This window comes from Pannonibacter sp. CBAS1226 (assembly GCF_055685825.1).
The window spans coordinates 220,942-235,843 of record NZ_JBVOUO010000003.1 but is presented as its reverse complement, the minus strand read 5'-3'; the positions used below and the strand labels follow the sequence as shown (position 1 = coordinate 235,843).

Annotated in this window: 15 protein-coding genes; 13 read left to right on the top strand and 2 right to left on the bottom strand. The window is 63.8% G+C overall.

Features of this window, described 5'->3' with window-relative positions; genetic code table 11:
- Positions 1-136 precede the first annotated feature (136 nt).
- The 4 genes from AC0CMF_RS11320 to AC0CMF_RS11305 all read left to right on the top strand — a co-directional run bounded on the left by AC0CMF_RS11320 (position 137) and on the right by AC0CMF_RS11305 (position 3,826).
- A complete protein-coding gene (locus AC0CMF_RS11320; RefSeq protein ID WP_050474858.1) occupies positions 137-778 on the top strand; it encodes a chalcone isomerase family protein in 642 nt (213 codons plus the stop codon).
- On the top strand, positions 778-2,100 hold the full coding sequence (locus AC0CMF_RS11315; RefSeq protein ID WP_374629909.1) for an MFS transporter: 1,323 nt from the start codon (positions 778-780) through the stop codon (positions 2,098-2,100). Before AC0CMF_RS11320 ends, AC0CMF_RS11315 begins: the two co-directional genes overlap by 1 nt.
- Positions 2,101-2,135: 35 nt before the next feature.
- Complete coding sequence (locus tag AC0CMF_RS11310) at positions 2,136-2,489, top strand: DUF6665 family protein (protein WP_209004878.1); 354 nt, start codon at positions 2,136-2,138, stop codon at positions 2,487-2,489.
- Between the two features lie 338 nt (positions 2,490-2,827).
- Positions 2,828-3,826 carry a DUF1402 family protein gene (locus AC0CMF_RS11305; protein WP_244284552.1) on the top strand — a complete coding sequence of 333 codons (999 nt, stop codon included), beginning with the start codon at positions 2,828-2,830 and terminating at the stop codon, positions 3,824-3,826.
- Positions 3,827-3,873: 47 nt separating this feature from the next.
- Here AC0CMF_RS11305 and AC0CMF_RS11300 read toward each other — a convergent pair whose 3' ends face one another.
- A complete protein-coding gene (locus AC0CMF_RS11300; protein ID WP_282097392.1) occupies positions 3,874-4,548 on the bottom strand; it encodes an MBL fold metallo-hydrolase in 675 nt (224 codons plus the stop codon).
- Positions 4,549-5,002: 454 nt separating this feature from the next.
- Between AC0CMF_RS11300 and AC0CMF_RS11295 the strand changes: the two genes are divergently transcribed.
- The 5 genes from AC0CMF_RS11295 to AC0CMF_RS11275 all read left to right on the top strand — a co-directional run bounded on the left by AC0CMF_RS11295 (position 5,003) and on the right by AC0CMF_RS11275 (position 8,998).
- Positions 5,003-5,845, top strand: coding sequence for a cold-shock protein (locus AC0CMF_RS11295; RefSeq protein WP_019963977.1), 843 nt, complete (start codon positions 5,003-5,005; stop codon positions 5,843-5,845).
- A 277-nt stretch (positions 5,846-6,122) separates the two neighbouring features.
- Positions 6,123-6,971 (top strand): 23S rRNA (adenine(2030)-N(6))-methyltransferase RlmJ, encoded by an 849-nt coding sequence (locus tag AC0CMF_RS11290; RefSeq protein WP_058899243.1) that lies wholly within the window; start codon positions 6,123-6,125, stop codon positions 6,969-6,971.
- A gap of 180 nt (positions 6,972-7,151) precedes the next feature.
- Positions 7,152-7,580 carry a hypothetical protein gene (locus AC0CMF_RS11285; protein WP_208991322.1) on the top strand — a complete coding sequence of 143 codons (429 nt, stop codon included), beginning with the start codon at positions 7,152-7,154 and terminating at the stop codon, positions 7,578-7,580.
- Between the two features lie 41 nt (positions 7,581-7,621).
- A complete protein-coding gene (locus tag AC0CMF_RS11280; protein ID WP_058900712.1) occupies positions 7,622-8,272 on the top strand; it encodes a ribonuclease T2 family protein in 651 nt (216 codons plus the stop codon).
- Between the two features lie 108 nt (positions 8,273-8,380).
- A complete protein-coding gene (locus AC0CMF_RS11275; RefSeq protein WP_058899242.1) occupies positions 8,381-8,998 on the top strand; it encodes a glutathione S-transferase family protein in 618 nt (205 codons plus the stop codon).
- Between the two features lie 79 nt (positions 8,999-9,077).
- On the opposite strand, the gene AC0CMF_RS11270 is transcribed toward AC0CMF_RS11275, so the two are convergent.
- Positions 9,078-9,749, bottom strand: a complete 672-nt coding sequence (locus AC0CMF_RS11270; protein ID WP_055454062.1) for an outer membrane protein — start codon at positions 9,747-9,749, stop codon at positions 9,078-9,080.
- Between the two features lie 324 nt (positions 9,750-10,073).
- On the opposite strand from AC0CMF_RS11270, the gene AC0CMF_RS11265 reads away from it, so the two are divergent.
- The 4 genes from AC0CMF_RS11265 to AC0CMF_RS11250 all read left to right on the top strand — a co-directional run bounded on the left by AC0CMF_RS11265 (position 10,074) and on the right by AC0CMF_RS11250 (position 14,880).
- Positions 10,074-10,838: an SDR family oxidoreductase gene (locus AC0CMF_RS11265; RefSeq protein ID WP_058899241.1), complete on the top strand. Its 765-nt coding sequence runs from the start codon at positions 10,074-10,076 to the stop codon at positions 10,836-10,838.
- A 121-nt stretch (positions 10,839-10,959) separates the two neighbouring features.
- The gene (gene uvrC, locus AC0CMF_RS11260; protein ID WP_374629908.1) at positions 10,960-13,005 is read left to right on the top strand and encodes an excinuclease ABC subunit UvrC; all 2,046 of its coding nucleotides are present in this window, start codon (positions 10,960-10,962) and stop codon (positions 13,003-13,005) included.
- A gap of 58 nt (positions 13,006-13,063) precedes the next feature.
- Positions 13,064-14,149 (top strand): endonuclease/exonuclease/phosphatase family protein, encoded by a 1,086-nt coding sequence (locus AC0CMF_RS11255; protein WP_122520575.1) that lies wholly within the window; start codon positions 13,064-13,066, stop codon positions 14,147-14,149.
- Positions 14,150-14,289: 140 nt separating this feature from the next.
- Positions 14,290-14,880 (top strand): thymidine kinase, encoded by a 591-nt coding sequence (locus AC0CMF_RS11250; RefSeq protein ID WP_050475016.1) that lies wholly within the window; start codon positions 14,290-14,292, stop codon positions 14,878-14,880.
- The last annotated feature ends 22 nt before the right edge of the window (positions 14,881-14,902 follow it).

Below are 14,902 nucleotides of genomic sequence, written 5' to 3'. Positions count from 1 at the left end.
ATGCTCCGGCTGCAGCAGAGCCGGCATCACGCTGCCGTGAAACTCCACCTGCCCTCTTGTTCAAACAAGGAACAATCCGGCCCGCGCTGCATTGCGTAAAGGCCTGAAACGGAATGGCAGACAGGAGGATGAATTCATGACCATCACCCCGCCGCAAGATCAGCAGCGCGCCATCCGCGCCGCGCGTGCGCGCAGCATGTCCCACGCCATCGCAGGCGGCTTCACCGGCTCCCAGTCGCGCCGTATCGTCATGGCCTTCGTCATGGGGCTGCTGCTGGCGCTGGCCGTCACGGCCATGCCCCGCACGGCAGCAGCCGACGCTGGTCCGGCCGCCCGGCTTGTCCCGTCCGCCGAACTCGTCGGCCAGGGCCGCATGACCTATTTCGGCTTCCGCGTCTTTGACGCAGAACTCTACGCGCCGCAGGGCCGCTATTCACCGTCAAAGCCCTTCGCCCTGAAGCTGACGTATCTGCGCAATTTCAAGGGCGCGGACATTGCCAAACGCTCCGTCGATGAAATGCGCCGTCAGGGCCTGCGGGACGAGGCCAAGCTGAAGCAATGGGGCGACCAGATGCGCGCCATTTTCCCGGATGTGGCACAGGGCGCTTCCATCACCGGCGTTCGCGATGCCTCCGGCAAGGCCGTTTTCTACAAGGACGGCCGCCGGATCGGCACGATCAATGATGCCGAGTTCTCCCGCCGCTTCTTTGCCATCTGGCTGGGCGACAACACGGCAAACCCGGGCCTGCAGGCCAGCCTGACCGGATCTGCCCGCTGATGAGCGCCCCTTTGCCCGCGGCATCTTCCCCAGACCAGCATAAGGGCAAAGGGGCTCTCTTCGCCTATGGCTTCATGGCGCTGCCGCTCGCCTTTGCCGGGCTGCCAGTCTATCTGCACGCCCCGGATTTCTATGCGGCCGCACTGGGCGTTCCGCTCGCCAGCCTCGGCACAGTGCTTCTGTTGTTGCGGCTGGTGGATGCCGTCCAGGATCCACTGATCGGCAGCCTCAGCGACCGCTTTTCCCATCTGCGCTGGCTGGTGCTGATGCTGGGCAGCCTGCTGCTGGGCGGGGGCTTCTTCATGGTGTTCACACCGCCCGCCGGGGAGGGAGCACTCGGCTGGTTCGCCCTGTCCATCCTGCTCTGCACCACCGGCTATTCCATTGTCGCCATCAACCTGCAGGCCCTCGGCGGGTTGTGGATCGCCGCCGAGCATGAGCGCACCCGTATCGCCGGATGGCGCGAGGCGCTGGGGCTGATCGGCCTGCTGCTGGCCTCCATTGCCCCAACGGTGCTGGATCAGGGCGCAGGCAAGGAAGCGGCATTCTCCCGGCTTGCCTGGCTCTATCTGCCGCTCCTGGCGGTTGCTCTGGTGCTGCTGCTGCGCTGGCTGCGCCATGCGCCGCTGGCGCAGGAGGCCGCAGGCACCAGCCCTGCGTTCCGCTGGCAGGATGTGACGGGCGACCGGTGGCGGCGGAGCTTTTTCGCCATCTATCTGGCCAACACCTTCGCCAGCGCCATTCCGGCGGTGCTGGTCATTTTCTTCATCCGCGACCGGCTGGGCGCAGAAGATCTCACAGGCTTGTTCCTGCTGGCCTATTTCCTTTCCGGTGCCGCATCCATGCTGCTGTGGCAGGTTCTGTCCCGGCACATGGGCAAGCTGCAGGCCTGGGCCGCCTCCATGGGGCTGAGCGTGCTCACCTTCGTCTGGGCCATCTTCATCGGTGAAGGAGACATTGCCGCCTATACGGCCATCTGCCTGCTCTCGGGCCTTGCGCTGGGGGCGGATCTGGCTCTGCCGGCCTCGATCCTTGCCGACCACATTGCCCGCAGCCGCAGCGAAGGGGCCGCCAGCCGTCTTTATGCCGTGATGGCGCTGTTCACCAAGGGCGCCTTGGCGCTGGCAACAGGCCTCACCCTGCCGGCGCTGGGCCTTGCAGGCTATCAGCCCGGCGCACCGCTGACGGCGCAGACGGCGCTTGCGCTCAGCATTGCCTATGCCGCGGTTCCCTGTCTGCTGAAACTGGCTACAATGGCATGGCTCTGGCGCAAGTCGGCCCTGCTGACCCACGGCGGAGCAACGGGCCACGCCCCCGCCTAGGCGCAGAGAATGACCCCACCGGGAGACAGGCCGCGATGAGCGTACGCCCGCCCAGCCAGTACAGGATGGAAGACAAGGACCCGCTCGCCGCCGCCCTTGCGCAAGAGGTGATGGCAGAGAAGGCCGGAACCCTCGCCCGCCTGACCCGCAAGCTGGATGAGGCTCTGGCCCGGCTGGAGGGAGCCGCCCGGCGTCTGGCCGAAGCCCCGGAGGACGAAAGGCTTCGATCACGTCATCAGGACCGGCTGGAGGAGGCTGCCGAAGCACTCTGGCATGTGGTGATCCAGCGCGAGCTCTGCGGCCTGCGTCAGCACCGGGAGTTTCTGGACCTGATGCAGGTACCGGCACCGGTGCGCCTGCGCATGGGACCAAGGCCGGCACGCCGCTGAAGGCTGGCTCCGCCAAAGCTCCCATCTTCCGTCAAGGCCTTGCAGTGTCTCCGTTTTTCCCCAGACTGACGCAACGGCACACAAAGACGTGATATAAAACCGCAACACCTGTCAGAAACCTTGCCGCCAAAGCTCTGGATGATGCGGTATAAACGGCCGCAGACATTGATTCGGGCGCTGGCCTCGCGTATTGGTTCGCACGCCTGAGAGCACTGCATTGTGGACTGGAAACAACACATTTTCCGGTTCCACGGCTGTTCCGGTGAGTTTCCTTGTTTTGGACTTGTATCTTGCGGAGAGCCCCGTCTATTTCTCCCGGCGGGGGCCTGGAGTCAGGCATGAGCATGTTTAATGGATTGCGTCTGGCGGGACGCAGTGTGAAATTTGCCGCGCGTCAGCTTGCAGCGGCAGGACTTTCGGCTTCGGTTCTCCTTGGTGCATTTGCCGAGGCTTCTGCTGCTCCGCGCAGCGTGCCTCCCGGCAACCGCAATGCGGAGCAGCCCGCAATACCTTTCGCCTCGGCCCGCCGCACGGCAGCCATGCGCTCGACCTATGATGCAAAGTTTGAGCGCGTTCTGGGCGTGCTGCGCCGTGACACGGCTCTGATTTCCGACATCAAGCGCGTTGCCGCCCGGTATGACATCGACCCGGTCCATATGATCGGCGCTATCGTTGGCGAACACACCTATAATTATGACAGTCTCGACAGCGCCCAGAGCTATTACGTCAAGGCCCTGTCCTATGCCGGTGTCAGCCTGAATTTCGCCCATGGCGGCGTCAACGTGACGGACTTCGTTCAAAAGCCGCAGTTCAGCGCCTGCAACACCGGCGCCACCCAGAACGACAGCAACAAGCTGTGGACCTGTTACGAACGGGTCTGGGACAGCGACTTCCGCGGCAAGAGCGTGGACGGCACGCGCTATCCCCGCACGAATTTCAACGAGACCTTTTTCCAGCCGCTCTTCTCGGGCCAGAGCTTCGGCCTCGGCCAGCTCAGCCCGCTCACGGTGCTGAAGATGACAGACCGGGTCGCCCGCCAGAGCCGGATGCAGCGCCTGACCGCCGACAATGCCCGCGATGTCTATCAGGCGACGATGGATCCGAACATCTCGCTGCATTACATGGCCGCGATCATCCAGGATGCGATCGAGGCCTACCGGATCGTCGGCGATGTGGACATTTCCAACAATCCCGGGATCACGGCAACTCTTTATAACCTTGGCGACTCCTGGAACCGGGCGGCCCAGTTCCGCCGCAGCGGCAACACCTGGCCCCAGGAAAACTATTACGGCTGGCTCGTGAACGAGAAACTCGAGAAGCTGAGATCGCTTCTGTGAACATGACAAAGGGGCCTCGCGGCCCCTTCTTTCATATCTGGCTCATATCAGCGCAGGAACGGATTGGTCAGGCGCTCGTGACCGAAGGTGGACGGGTCGCCGTGTCCGGGCAGGAACGTGACGTCATCGCCCAGCGGCAGCAGCTTTTCCCGGATGGAGCGGATCAGCGTGGCGTGATCGCCCCCCGGCAGATCGGTGCGGCCGACAGATCCGGCAAACAGCACATCCCCGGAAATGGCGAACTTCAGCTCCGCATTGAAGAACACCACATGACCGGGCGCATGGCCGGGGCAATGCAGCACCTGGAACACCAGCCCGCCGATATCCACCGTGTCACCCTCGTCCAGCCATCGGGCCGGTTCGATCTTCCGGAACGGCGGCATGTTGAACTGCTGCGCCTGACCTTCCGACCGGTCGATCAGCATCTGATCCGCCAGATGCGGCCCCTCGATCGGAACCTTGAGCGCATCGGCAAGATCCGCGGCACCGGCGATGTGATCAATGTGGCCATGCGTGATGAGGATGCGTTCCACCTCGACCTTGTAAGCTGCAACTGTCTCCAGAATGATCTCGACGTCGCCGCCCGGATCCACCACCACGCCCTTCATGCTGCGCGGGTTCCAGATGAGGGAGCAATTCTGGCGGAAGGGCGTCACCGGGATCACGGCAATCTGCACGGGCGGCAGGCCATCCTGCATCGCATCACCGTCGGTTGAAGTCATTTCGGGCTCCTGAAAGCTGGCATCTGCAGTTTCAGTAGCCTGCAGCCCCTCCCCCCGCAAGCCGCAGATCAGATGGAAAGCCGGACGGCAGATCCCCGGATTGGCGGAACACAGCTTGAAATGCCTGATTGGAAGGCAGAAGGCAGCAGCTTTCCCGCAAATTGGGCAGCAAGAGCGCAGGTGCCCAAATCACGTTGCGGCATTTGTGACCTTTAGACCATCGTCCGGTAAGGATTCGCTTGCCGGGAGCCGTTTTTCACAGCTATGATAATTCTGCGGCGGATTGGATCGGGTTGCGGCAGCGTTGTTTCTTCCCAATACCATGTTGTTGGCAGTGGCAAGTCCGTTGGCCTTGCGGGGTCAGCAGGCTGCATGGAACGTCCGCACTTCGGTGCGGGAGAGATAGGAATGGGTCGGAGCCGTGAAGACGGCACGCAAATAGGGTGTTTCAGCAATGCACGATGGCGATTCGGACCGGCGTTCGCGCGGACGGCGCGGCGGCAAGCGTGAGTTCGGCGGTCCGCAGGACTTCGGCAGCGATTTCGGCGGCGGCGGCAGTGAATTCGGCGGTGGTGACTATAGCGCCCCCCGCCGTAGTGGCGGATTTGGTGGCGGTTACGGCGGTGGCGAGGAATACGCTTCTGCCGGCGGCGGCCGTGATGGCGGTGGCGGCTACGGCGGTGGACGCAGCGGCGGCGGTTACGGCGGTGGCCGTGAAGGCGGCGGTGGCGGCTACGGCGGCGGCCGTGAAGGCGGCGGCGGCTACGGCGGTGGACGCAGCGGCGGCGGCGGTTACGGCGGTGGCCGTGAAGGCGGCGGCGGTGGCTACGGCGGCGGACGCAGCGGCGGCGGCGGTTACGGCGGCGGCCGTGATGGCGGCGGTGGCGGCTACGGCGGCGGACGCAGCGGAGGCGGCGGTTATGGCGGCGGCGGCGGTGGCCGTGGCGGCTTCGGCGGCGGTGGTGACGGTGATGGCGGCCCGCGCCGTCCGCGTCCCGAGTTCGACGGTCCGGTCGAGCGCGGCCCGCGCCAGATGGGCACTGTGAAGTTCTTCAAGGCCGACAAGGGCTTTGGCTTCATCACCCCGGACAACGGCGACGCCGATGTCTTCGTCCACATCTCGGCTGTGGAGCGTTCGGGCTTCCAGGCTCTGGACAGCGGTCAGCGCGTCTCCTTCGAGACCGAGCCGGATCGCCGCGGCAAGGGCCCGAAGGCTGTGAACCTGCAGGCTCTGGAAGGTGAAGCCACCTCCAGCGAGCAGGACGGCCAGGACGACGATGCAGGCTACGACGACTGATCTGGCCTGATACCGGACCCATGGTCCGGTGAGATTGCGGTGGCCTTCCCCGGAGGGCCACCGTTTTTCTTTTCAGCGGCAGCCGCCTTGCTGTGCTCAGCCGCTCCGGCACAGGCTGTTGTGACGGTCCGGAGACACCAAGCCGCGCCATGAAGCCGGCAGCGCCCGCCTCGTGACCCTGTTCCGGGTCCAGGGCCGCGAAGCTCCCCTTGCCAGACACGCGTCTTCCCCATAAAGCCCATCTGAGCGCCGCATCTTTCGACATGAGGAACACCACATGAATTACCGGCACGCCTATCACGCCGGCAACATCGGCGATGTCCTCAAACATCTCGTTCTCGCCCGCTGCATCTCCTACATGCAGCGCAAGGACGCGGCGTTCCGCATCATCGACACCCATGCGGGCATTGGCGGTTATGATCTGCAGGCCGAAGAGACGCAGAAGACCGGCGAATGGCAGCAAGGCATCGCCAAGGTGCTGGCGGCTGACGTGCCCGCAAAGGCAGCACCCGTGCTGGCGGACTGGCTCGATGTGGTGAAGGGACTCAACCCGGGCACCGAACTCACCCAGTATCCCGGCTCCCCTGCCCTGGCCCGTGCCCTTATGCGCCCGCAGGACCGGCTGACGCTGACAGAGCTGCATCCCGCCGATTTCGAAACGCTCGCCGCCCGGTTTGAAGGCGACTGGCAGGTGAAGACGATCCATCTGGACGGCTGGCTGGCGCTCGGCAGTTTCGTACCGCCCAAGGAAAAGCGCGGCCTTGTGCTGATTGATCCAGCCTTCGAAGTCACCAACGAGTTCGAACTCATGGCGGATGGGATGATCAAGGCCTGGAAGCGCTGGCGCAGCGGCATGTATCTGGCCTGGTATCCGCTCAAGGACCGCAAGAGCGTGGAGCGCTTCCACCGGACGCTGGAAGAGGCGGAGTTGCGCGATGTGCTGGTTCTGGAGCTCAACGCCGGTTACAACTCACCCGATCGTCCAATGAAGGGGTCAGGCATGACCATCATCAATCCGCCCTTCACACTGGCGGAAGAGATGCGCAACACCCTGCCCTGGCTGGCAGAGGTTCTGGCGCAAGGGCCGGGAGCATCGGCCCGGATTTTCCAGCTTCTGGACGAATGATATCAAGACGTTGCCGGCGGTGCGGGATGCCTTGCACTTGCTCCGCACCGGCTTGACCAGCGCTCCGTGGAGTTGGTTCACCAAGGGCGGGTATGAGAGACACCGCTTGACGGGGACGCAGGCTTCCCGCAAGGTTTCGCGGATTTTCTAGGCATGTTTTGCAAGGGAAGGTTCCGCGAAATGCGCGCATTTCTGAAGTCAGGTTCCATCGTACTGGCAGCCGCAGGCCTTGTTGCAGCGCTGGGCGTATCTTCCCCTGCGCTATGTGCCCCCGCGCCCGGCCGTCTCCCGGCCTGTGAGACGCCATCCGTCCTCAACGCCGCCATGGCCCGTATCGCCGCAGCAGACAAGGACTACAGGGACGGCATCACCATTCAAGCCATCGACCGCATTGCGCAGACCGCTTACCGCGAGCCCCTCGGCAGTCCTTTCGCCCAGCGCTATTGCTCCGGCCGCGCGGCCCTGTCCAATGGCACGCAGCAGACGGTCTACTTCCGTATCGTGGAAGACCGTGGCTTTCTCGGCCAGACCTGGGGTGTGCAGGCCTGTCTGCCCGGCCTCGACAAGTGGCATGTGCATGACGGCAAGTGCAAGGCAATCCGGCCCTGACCATCGATCATGAGACATCTCCGGCAAAGGCCTGCGCCTTGATGCGTCTGGCTTGTCTTGTGCTTGCCCTGTTGCCTGCACTGCTGCTGCCGTCCCCGGCTGCAGCACAGAACAGGGGCGCGCCCGAGCCCTTCGATTTCTATGTCCTCGCCCTGTCATGGTCACCCGCCTATTGCGAACTGAACCGGCAGCGCGCGGACCCGCAGCAATGCGGCGATGACAAGAATTACCGCTTCATCGTCCATGGCCTGTGGCCGCAGCGTGAACGGGGTTGGCCTGATTACTGTCCGCTGCCGCGTGACCTTCCGCCCTCCGCCGGTGACATCCGGTCCATGCTGGACATCATGCCGAGCCAGGGCCTCATCCAGCATCAGTGGCGCAAGCATGGCACCTGCTCCGGCCTGCCGCCGTCAGACTATTTTTCCAAGACCCGCCAGGCCTTCGAAAAGATCCGCATTCCCGAAACCTTCACCCGTATGACACGCCGCGGCAGGATCAGTCCCGAAGGCGCCGAGGCCGCCTTTGCTGCGGTGAACCCGGGCCTCACCCGGGAAGGCATGGCCGTCTCCTGCAACCGCGGTATCCTGACAGAGTTGCGCATCTGCCTGACGAAAAACCTCGAGTTCCGGGCCTGCCCCTCCGTTGACCGCAGCGGCTGCCGCGCCTCCAGCCTCGACGTTCCGGCCCCCTGACAGGGACGTCCGCTGCGGAGCGTGGCAAGCAGAAGGCATGCACAGTGGCCTTGCGCCTGCGCCAAGGGCATGCACAACTGACGTCCCCACAAAGGAGATTTCAGCCCGATGCTCATTCTGCGCTCCTCGCCTGCCTCCCCCTTTGGCCGCAAGTGCAAGATTGCCGCAAGCGTTCTCGGCATCTTCGACAAGATCGAGATACAGGCCACCGACACGACGAATCCGGCGGACACGATTCGCCTGCAGAACCCGCTCGGCAAGATCCCGGCACTGATCCTGGAAGACGGCACCGTGCTCTATGACAGCCGCGTGATCGTTGAATATCTGGACTTTTTCGCCGGTGGCGGCCGCATCATCCCGGCAGGCGAAGGCCGGTTCGAGGTTCTGCGCCTGCAGGCGCTGGCCGACGGCATGCAGGATGCCAGCATCCTGCAGGTTTATGAAACCCGCTTCCGCGCGGAGGAAAAACGCTCGGCCGATTGGCTCAGCTATCAGGCGGAGAAAGTCTCCCGCGCCCTGTCCTCTCTGGAGGCTGCCCCTCCCGCTCCGGTCAAGGTGACCAACGGGGTGGATGCCGGTCAGATCGCCCTTGCCTGCGCGCTTGGCTATCTGGACCTTCGCTTCGAGGGCGCCTGGCGCCAGCAGGCACCCCATCTCGTCACCTGGCTGGACGGTTTCGAGACCCATGTTCCGATGTTCGCAAAGACCCGGATCTTGCCTGCCTGACCTGTGAACAGCACCAGAAGCAAAAGGCCCGGCGGAATGTCCGCCGGGCCTTTGTCTTGATCGTCCGGAATGGCCGGGATCAGAACTTGTAGCTCAGACCAACGCGGGTCACGTTGTCCTGCAGCTTCACGCGCTGGCTCACGCCACCAACGTCGAAGTTGTCACGGCCGTAGTCGGAGTGCAGATACTCGACGCGGGCAGTGATGTTGTTGGTCAGAGCGCCTTCAACACCGGCGCCGAGGACCCAACCGGTCTTCGTTTCATCGCGCTTGGTGCCGGCAACATTGGTTTCCATGTTGGCGATCGCCAGACCACCGGTGCTGTAGACCATCAGACGGTCGAACACGACACCGGCACGGGCGCGCAGCGAGCCGTTCCAGTTGGACGAGTTCTTGATCGAAACGCCATTGCCGGAGCTGCGCTTGTCAAGATCACGGTACTGGAAGTCAGCTTCAGCACCCGCCAGGAAGTTCGGCGTGATCTGGTAGTTGTAGCCGCCATGGATACCGATGGTCGGGCCATTGGTGCTGCTCTTGACGTTGCCCGTCAGAGCGGACGAATTCTTGAACTCGCCCCAAGCCCAGCCTGCGTTCGCACCGAAGTAGAAGCCGGACCAGTCAAAGCGAGCGTCCGAAACCGGAGCCTGATCATACATCACCGGTGCGGCCGGCGCAGGGAGGTCGGCAGCGAATGCCGGAGCCGCTGCGGCGAGCGCAACCAGGGACACACCAGCAACTGCGAGACTCTTCATGTTTTTGCTCCACGCAATACAGGTTCAAAGTCGAGGATCATACCTCATGGGCAAGACAGCCGATTGTCGTGGCGGCTATCCCCATCCTCACCCACATCGAGGTATGCCCCCCGTTTGTGTCGGAAAATTTGGCAGAATATGGAAAAACCGTGGCAAGCCCGGGGTTCTTTCGGGATGGTAAGCATCCGGTAAAACCACCCGGCAGAAGCTGCCCGCCGTTGCAAAATGCAAGAAGTCCAGGGCAATGAGCGGTTCAGGAGAGTTGATCCGCGTTGAGCGATGCGCCGTATTCAAAGCATCAGACCGAAGAAGAGACAAGCACGAATGACACAGGCGGCCGGAACGGCACTCATCACCGGCGCATCCAGCCGCATTGGCGGAGCGATCGCCCGCGATCTGGCGGCGCATGGCTGGACAGTGCTCCTCCATGCCCACCACGGGCTGGAGCGGGCAGACGCCCTGAAGCAGTCGATCCTGTCAGGCGGCGGCACCGCACATGTCTTCCAGGCGGACCTGACCCGGCCGGATGAACTGGCTGGCCTGATTCCTGCGGCCATAAAGGCCGCCGGTCAGTTGGATCTTCTCATCAACAATGCCTCCATCTTCCAGCCCGACGAGGCCGGTGCTCTCGACCCGGCCCTTTTCGATGCGCATTTTGCCATTCACGTAAAAGCGCCGCTGTTCCTGACAGATGCCTTCGCCAGCGCCTTGCCTGCGTCGTCCGAGGGGCTGGTGGTCAACATCATCGACCAGCGCGTCTGGAAGACGACGCCGCGCTTTGTCAGCTACTCGCTCTCCAAGGCGGCCCTGTGGGAGCAGACCCGCATGATGGCGCAGGCCCTGGCGCCGCGCATCCGCGTCAACGCCATCGGCCCCGGCCCCAGCTTCCGCAATGAGCGCCAGACGGAAGAGGATTTCGCCCGCCAGCAGCGGGCCGTCCTGTTGCAGCATGGACCGGCCCCGGAAGAGTTTGGCGCCACCGTCCGTCATTTCTGGGCCATGCGCTCGATCACCGGCCAGATGCTGGCACTGGATGGCGGGCAGCATCTCGCCTGGGAAACGGCGGATGTGGTGGGCGTCGGGGAATAGACCTGCATTTTCCTCGCGCCGGGCGCCCCCATATTAGCGTCAGAGCACAAGCCGTCTAGAATGGCGCCACGTTGGAGCAGATTCGCCGGGCCTTTGTGCCCGGCCGAGGTATAGTGAAATCATGACATCCCGCCCGTCAGCCATGGACCGCCCGGAAGAGGCCGAGGAAACCGTTGAGGCCCCGGCTGCGCCGGAGGTGAGCTTCACGCCTGCCCAGGACGAGAACTCAAGCGGCAAGAAGGGCGTCGAGGTGATTGCCGATGTGGTGCGCCGCCTGCCCATGGGGCCGGGGGTCTACCGCATGCTGGATGAGAATGGCGACGTGCTCTATGTGGGCAAAGCCCGCAGCCTGAAGAAGCGTGTCACCAGCTACACCCGCCTGCAAGGCCAGTCGAACCGTATCATGCGCATGATCATGGCCACCGCCGCCATGGAATTCGTGCTCACCCGCACGGAAACCGAAGCCCTGCTGCTGGAAGCGAACCTGATCAAGCGCCTGCGGCCGCGTTTCAACGTGCTGCTGCGCGACGACAAGTCCTTCCCCTATATCCTGCTGACCGGCGACCATGCAGCGCCCGCCATCGTCAAGCATCGCGGCGCGCGGCGGCGCAAGGGCGATTATTTCGGCCCCTTTGCCTCGGCAGGCGCGGTCAACCGCACGATCAATGCGCTGCAGAAGGCCTTTCTCATCCGCAACTGCACGGACAGCTATTTCGAGAACCGTTCCCGCCCCTGCCTGCTGTTCCAGATCAAGCGCTGCGCCGGACCCTGCACCGGCGAGACCTCAAACGAGGATTACGCGCAGCTCGTGGCCGAGGCGCGCGGCTTTCTCTCCGGCCGCAGCCAGGCGGTGAAGAAGGAACTGGCCGCCCAGATGGAAGCGGCCTCCCAGCAGCTCGACTTCGAGCATGCCGCCGTCTACCGGGACCGGCTGGCGGCCCTGTCGCATGTGCAGTCGCATCAGGGCATCAACCCGCAGACCGTCGATGAGGCCGATGTGGTCGCCATCCATCAGGAAGGCGGGCAGACCTGTGTGCAGGTGTTCTTCTTCCGCACCGGCCAGAACTGGGGCAACCGCGCCTATTTCCCCAAGGCCGACAAGTCCATCGAGGAAGCCGCCATTCTGGAAAGCTTCCTTGCCCAGTTCTATGACGACAAGCCCGCCCCGCGCCTGATCCTGCTGTCGCATGAGATCGAGGAAATGGACCTGCTGTCTCAGGCTCTTTCCGAGCGGGCCGAGCGCAAGGTGGAAATCGCCGTTCCCAAGCGCGGCGAGAAGAAGGAACTGGTGGACCACGCCCTCACCAACGCCCGCGAGGCGCTTGGCCGCCGGCTGGCGGAAACCTCCAGCCAGGACCGCCTGCTGCAGGGCGTTGCGGAAGTCTTCGGCCTGCCCGCCGCCCCGCGCCGCATCGAGGTCTACGACAACTCGCACATCATGGGCACCAATGCGGTCGGCGGCATGATCGTTGCCGGGCCGGAAGGCTTCGCCAAGGGCCAGTACCGCAAGTTCAACATCAAGTCGCAGGACATCACCCCCGGCGATGACTACGGCATGATGCGCGAGGTGCTGACCCGCCGCTTCTCCCGCCTGTTGAAGGAACACGCCCGCACGCCGCTGGCCGCAGCCGATGCCCCTGTCCCCGAAAGCGCCGAAGAGACCAGCCTTGAGGAGGACGAGGAAGATGATGGCGTGCAGGCCGGCAACGCCGACATGCCCGCATGGCCGGATCTCGTCTTCATCGACGGCGGTCAGGGCCAGCTCAATGCGGTGCGGGAGATGCTGACGGAACTGGGCGTCACCGATGTGCCGCTGGTCGGCATCGCCAAGGGGCCGGACCGGGATGCGGGGCGCGAGAAATTCTTCATGGAAGGCCGCCCGTCCTTCATGCTGCCGGAGCGCGATCCCGTGCTCTATTTCGTCCAGCGCCTGCGCGACGAGGCACACCGTTTTGCCATCGGCACCCACCGGGCCAAGCGCAAGAAGGACATTGCCCGCAATCCGCTGGATGACATTTCCGGCGTCGGCCCGGCCCGCAAGCGCGCCCTGCTGCGCCACTTCGGCACGGCAAAGGCCGTTTCAAAGGCGGGCATTGACGATCTGATGGCCGTGCCCGGTATTTCGGAATCAGTCGCAAAGCTAGTCTACGATCATTTTCACGAATGACCGTCTGTGCTAGGACGGGCCTGCCCACGCTGCAGTGCAACAGGAGACGGCAGGCCCGATGACAGATCAAACCGGCGGCAATACCTCGATTTTCGCCCGGCTTCTGCGCCTTGCCTCCGTCATGGGCCTGCTGGTGGCCCTGCTGTTCGGCCTTCTGTCCTTCGGGCCCTTCGCCGCGCCGGACGTCTGGGTTGCCGACAACATGAGCTTCTTCCTGCCGCAGCTGATTGGCGGCGGCTTTGTGGCCGTGTTTCTTGCGGCCATCTGCCGGCGCCTTGCCGGGCCGCCGCGCGCAGGCAAGGCCCTGCGGCGGCTGTTCCTGCTGACGGGCCTCACCCTATCGCTGGCGCTGGGTGTCTCGCTCTACCAGACATACAGGATCGTCGCTCCCGGCTTCGCCGAAGCCCGCATCCCCGGCACGAAGAACCTGCGGATCGTCTCGATCAATCTGGAAGTGCGCTATCTGGGTGATCCGGAGTTCATGGCCTATCTGGAGAGCCTCAATCCCGACATTCTCGTGTTTCAGGAGGCCGAGTGGCATCATCAGATGCGCTACCGCAAGCGCCAGGGGGATGACACGCCCCTGATCGGCCTCGGCCCCTATTTCGAGAATTTCCTGATCGGCGATCTTGGCAGCATGATCGCCTTCTCCCGGTACCCGGTCAAATCCAGCAAGATCATACCGGTTGAGGGTGCCTGCGGCCCCAGACGCTATGGCAACAGGGAAATCTTCTCGGCCATCATCGATGTGGACGGGTCCCCACTCAACTTCATCGCGGTGCATCCGGACAGCCCGCGCTCGCCCTGCCGCTGGCAGTCCCGGCAGGATTATTTTGCAGCGCTTGCCGGTGTGATCGGCGCATTGCCCGCCTCCGAACCGGCCATCATGATCGGCGACTGGAACACCTCCCCCCTCTCGAACCACTTCGAGAACCTGCTGGAGCAGGCCGGCATGCGTGTGCGCTTCCCGGCCGTGGTGCCCGTGATCACACGCTATTTCTACCACTACCGCTTCCGCTGGATCCTGGGCTCGGCGGTAGACCATGCCGCCGTCTCGGATGAAATCACGATCAGGGATGTTTCCATCGGCGGGGACGTGGGCTCAGACCATGTGCCGCTGATCGTGGACATCGCCATCCCCTGAGAAAGCCCGTCAGCTTCTGCCTTCCACAGTTTATGCCCGCAGCCTGCCGCCTGCCGTTTGTGTCTGACCGGCTGGATGGCAAGAGTGTGACAGACAGCGGGACCGATTCCCGCTGATGCGAACAGACCGGCGCAGGACCGATGGCCAAGCTCTATTTCAACTACTCCTCCATGAATGCCGGCAAATCGACGGTGCTGCTGCAGGCCTCCTACAACTATGTGGAACGGGGCATGCGCACCCTGCTGCTGACGGCTGCGGTGGATGACCGGGCGGGCGTCGGACGCATTTCCTCCCGCATCGGCCTTGTGGCAGAGGCGGATATTTTCCGCGCCGGCGACAACCTGCTCGACCATATCCGCAAGGCCCATGAAGCCGCCCCCATTGACGCGGTGTTTGTCGATGAGGCGCAGTTCCTCACCGAAGACCAGGTGTGGCAGCTGGCCCATGCCTCCGACCGGCTCGGCATGCCGGTCATGTGCTTCGGCCTGCGCACGGATTTTCAGGGCAAGCTGTTCCCCGGCAGCAAGGCCCTGCTGGCGCTGGCCGACAGCCTCAAGGAAATCAAGACGATCTGCTGGTGCGGACGCAAGGCAACCATGGTCGCACGGCTTGACGGCAGCGGGCGGATCGTCGAGGAAGGCGAGCAGGTGGTGATTGGCGGCGAAGAGTCCTATGTTTCGCTCTGCCGCCGCCACTGGGTCGACCGTGACCTCGGGCCGCGCTGCGACTGAGAAATTTCAAGGCGTGATGCGT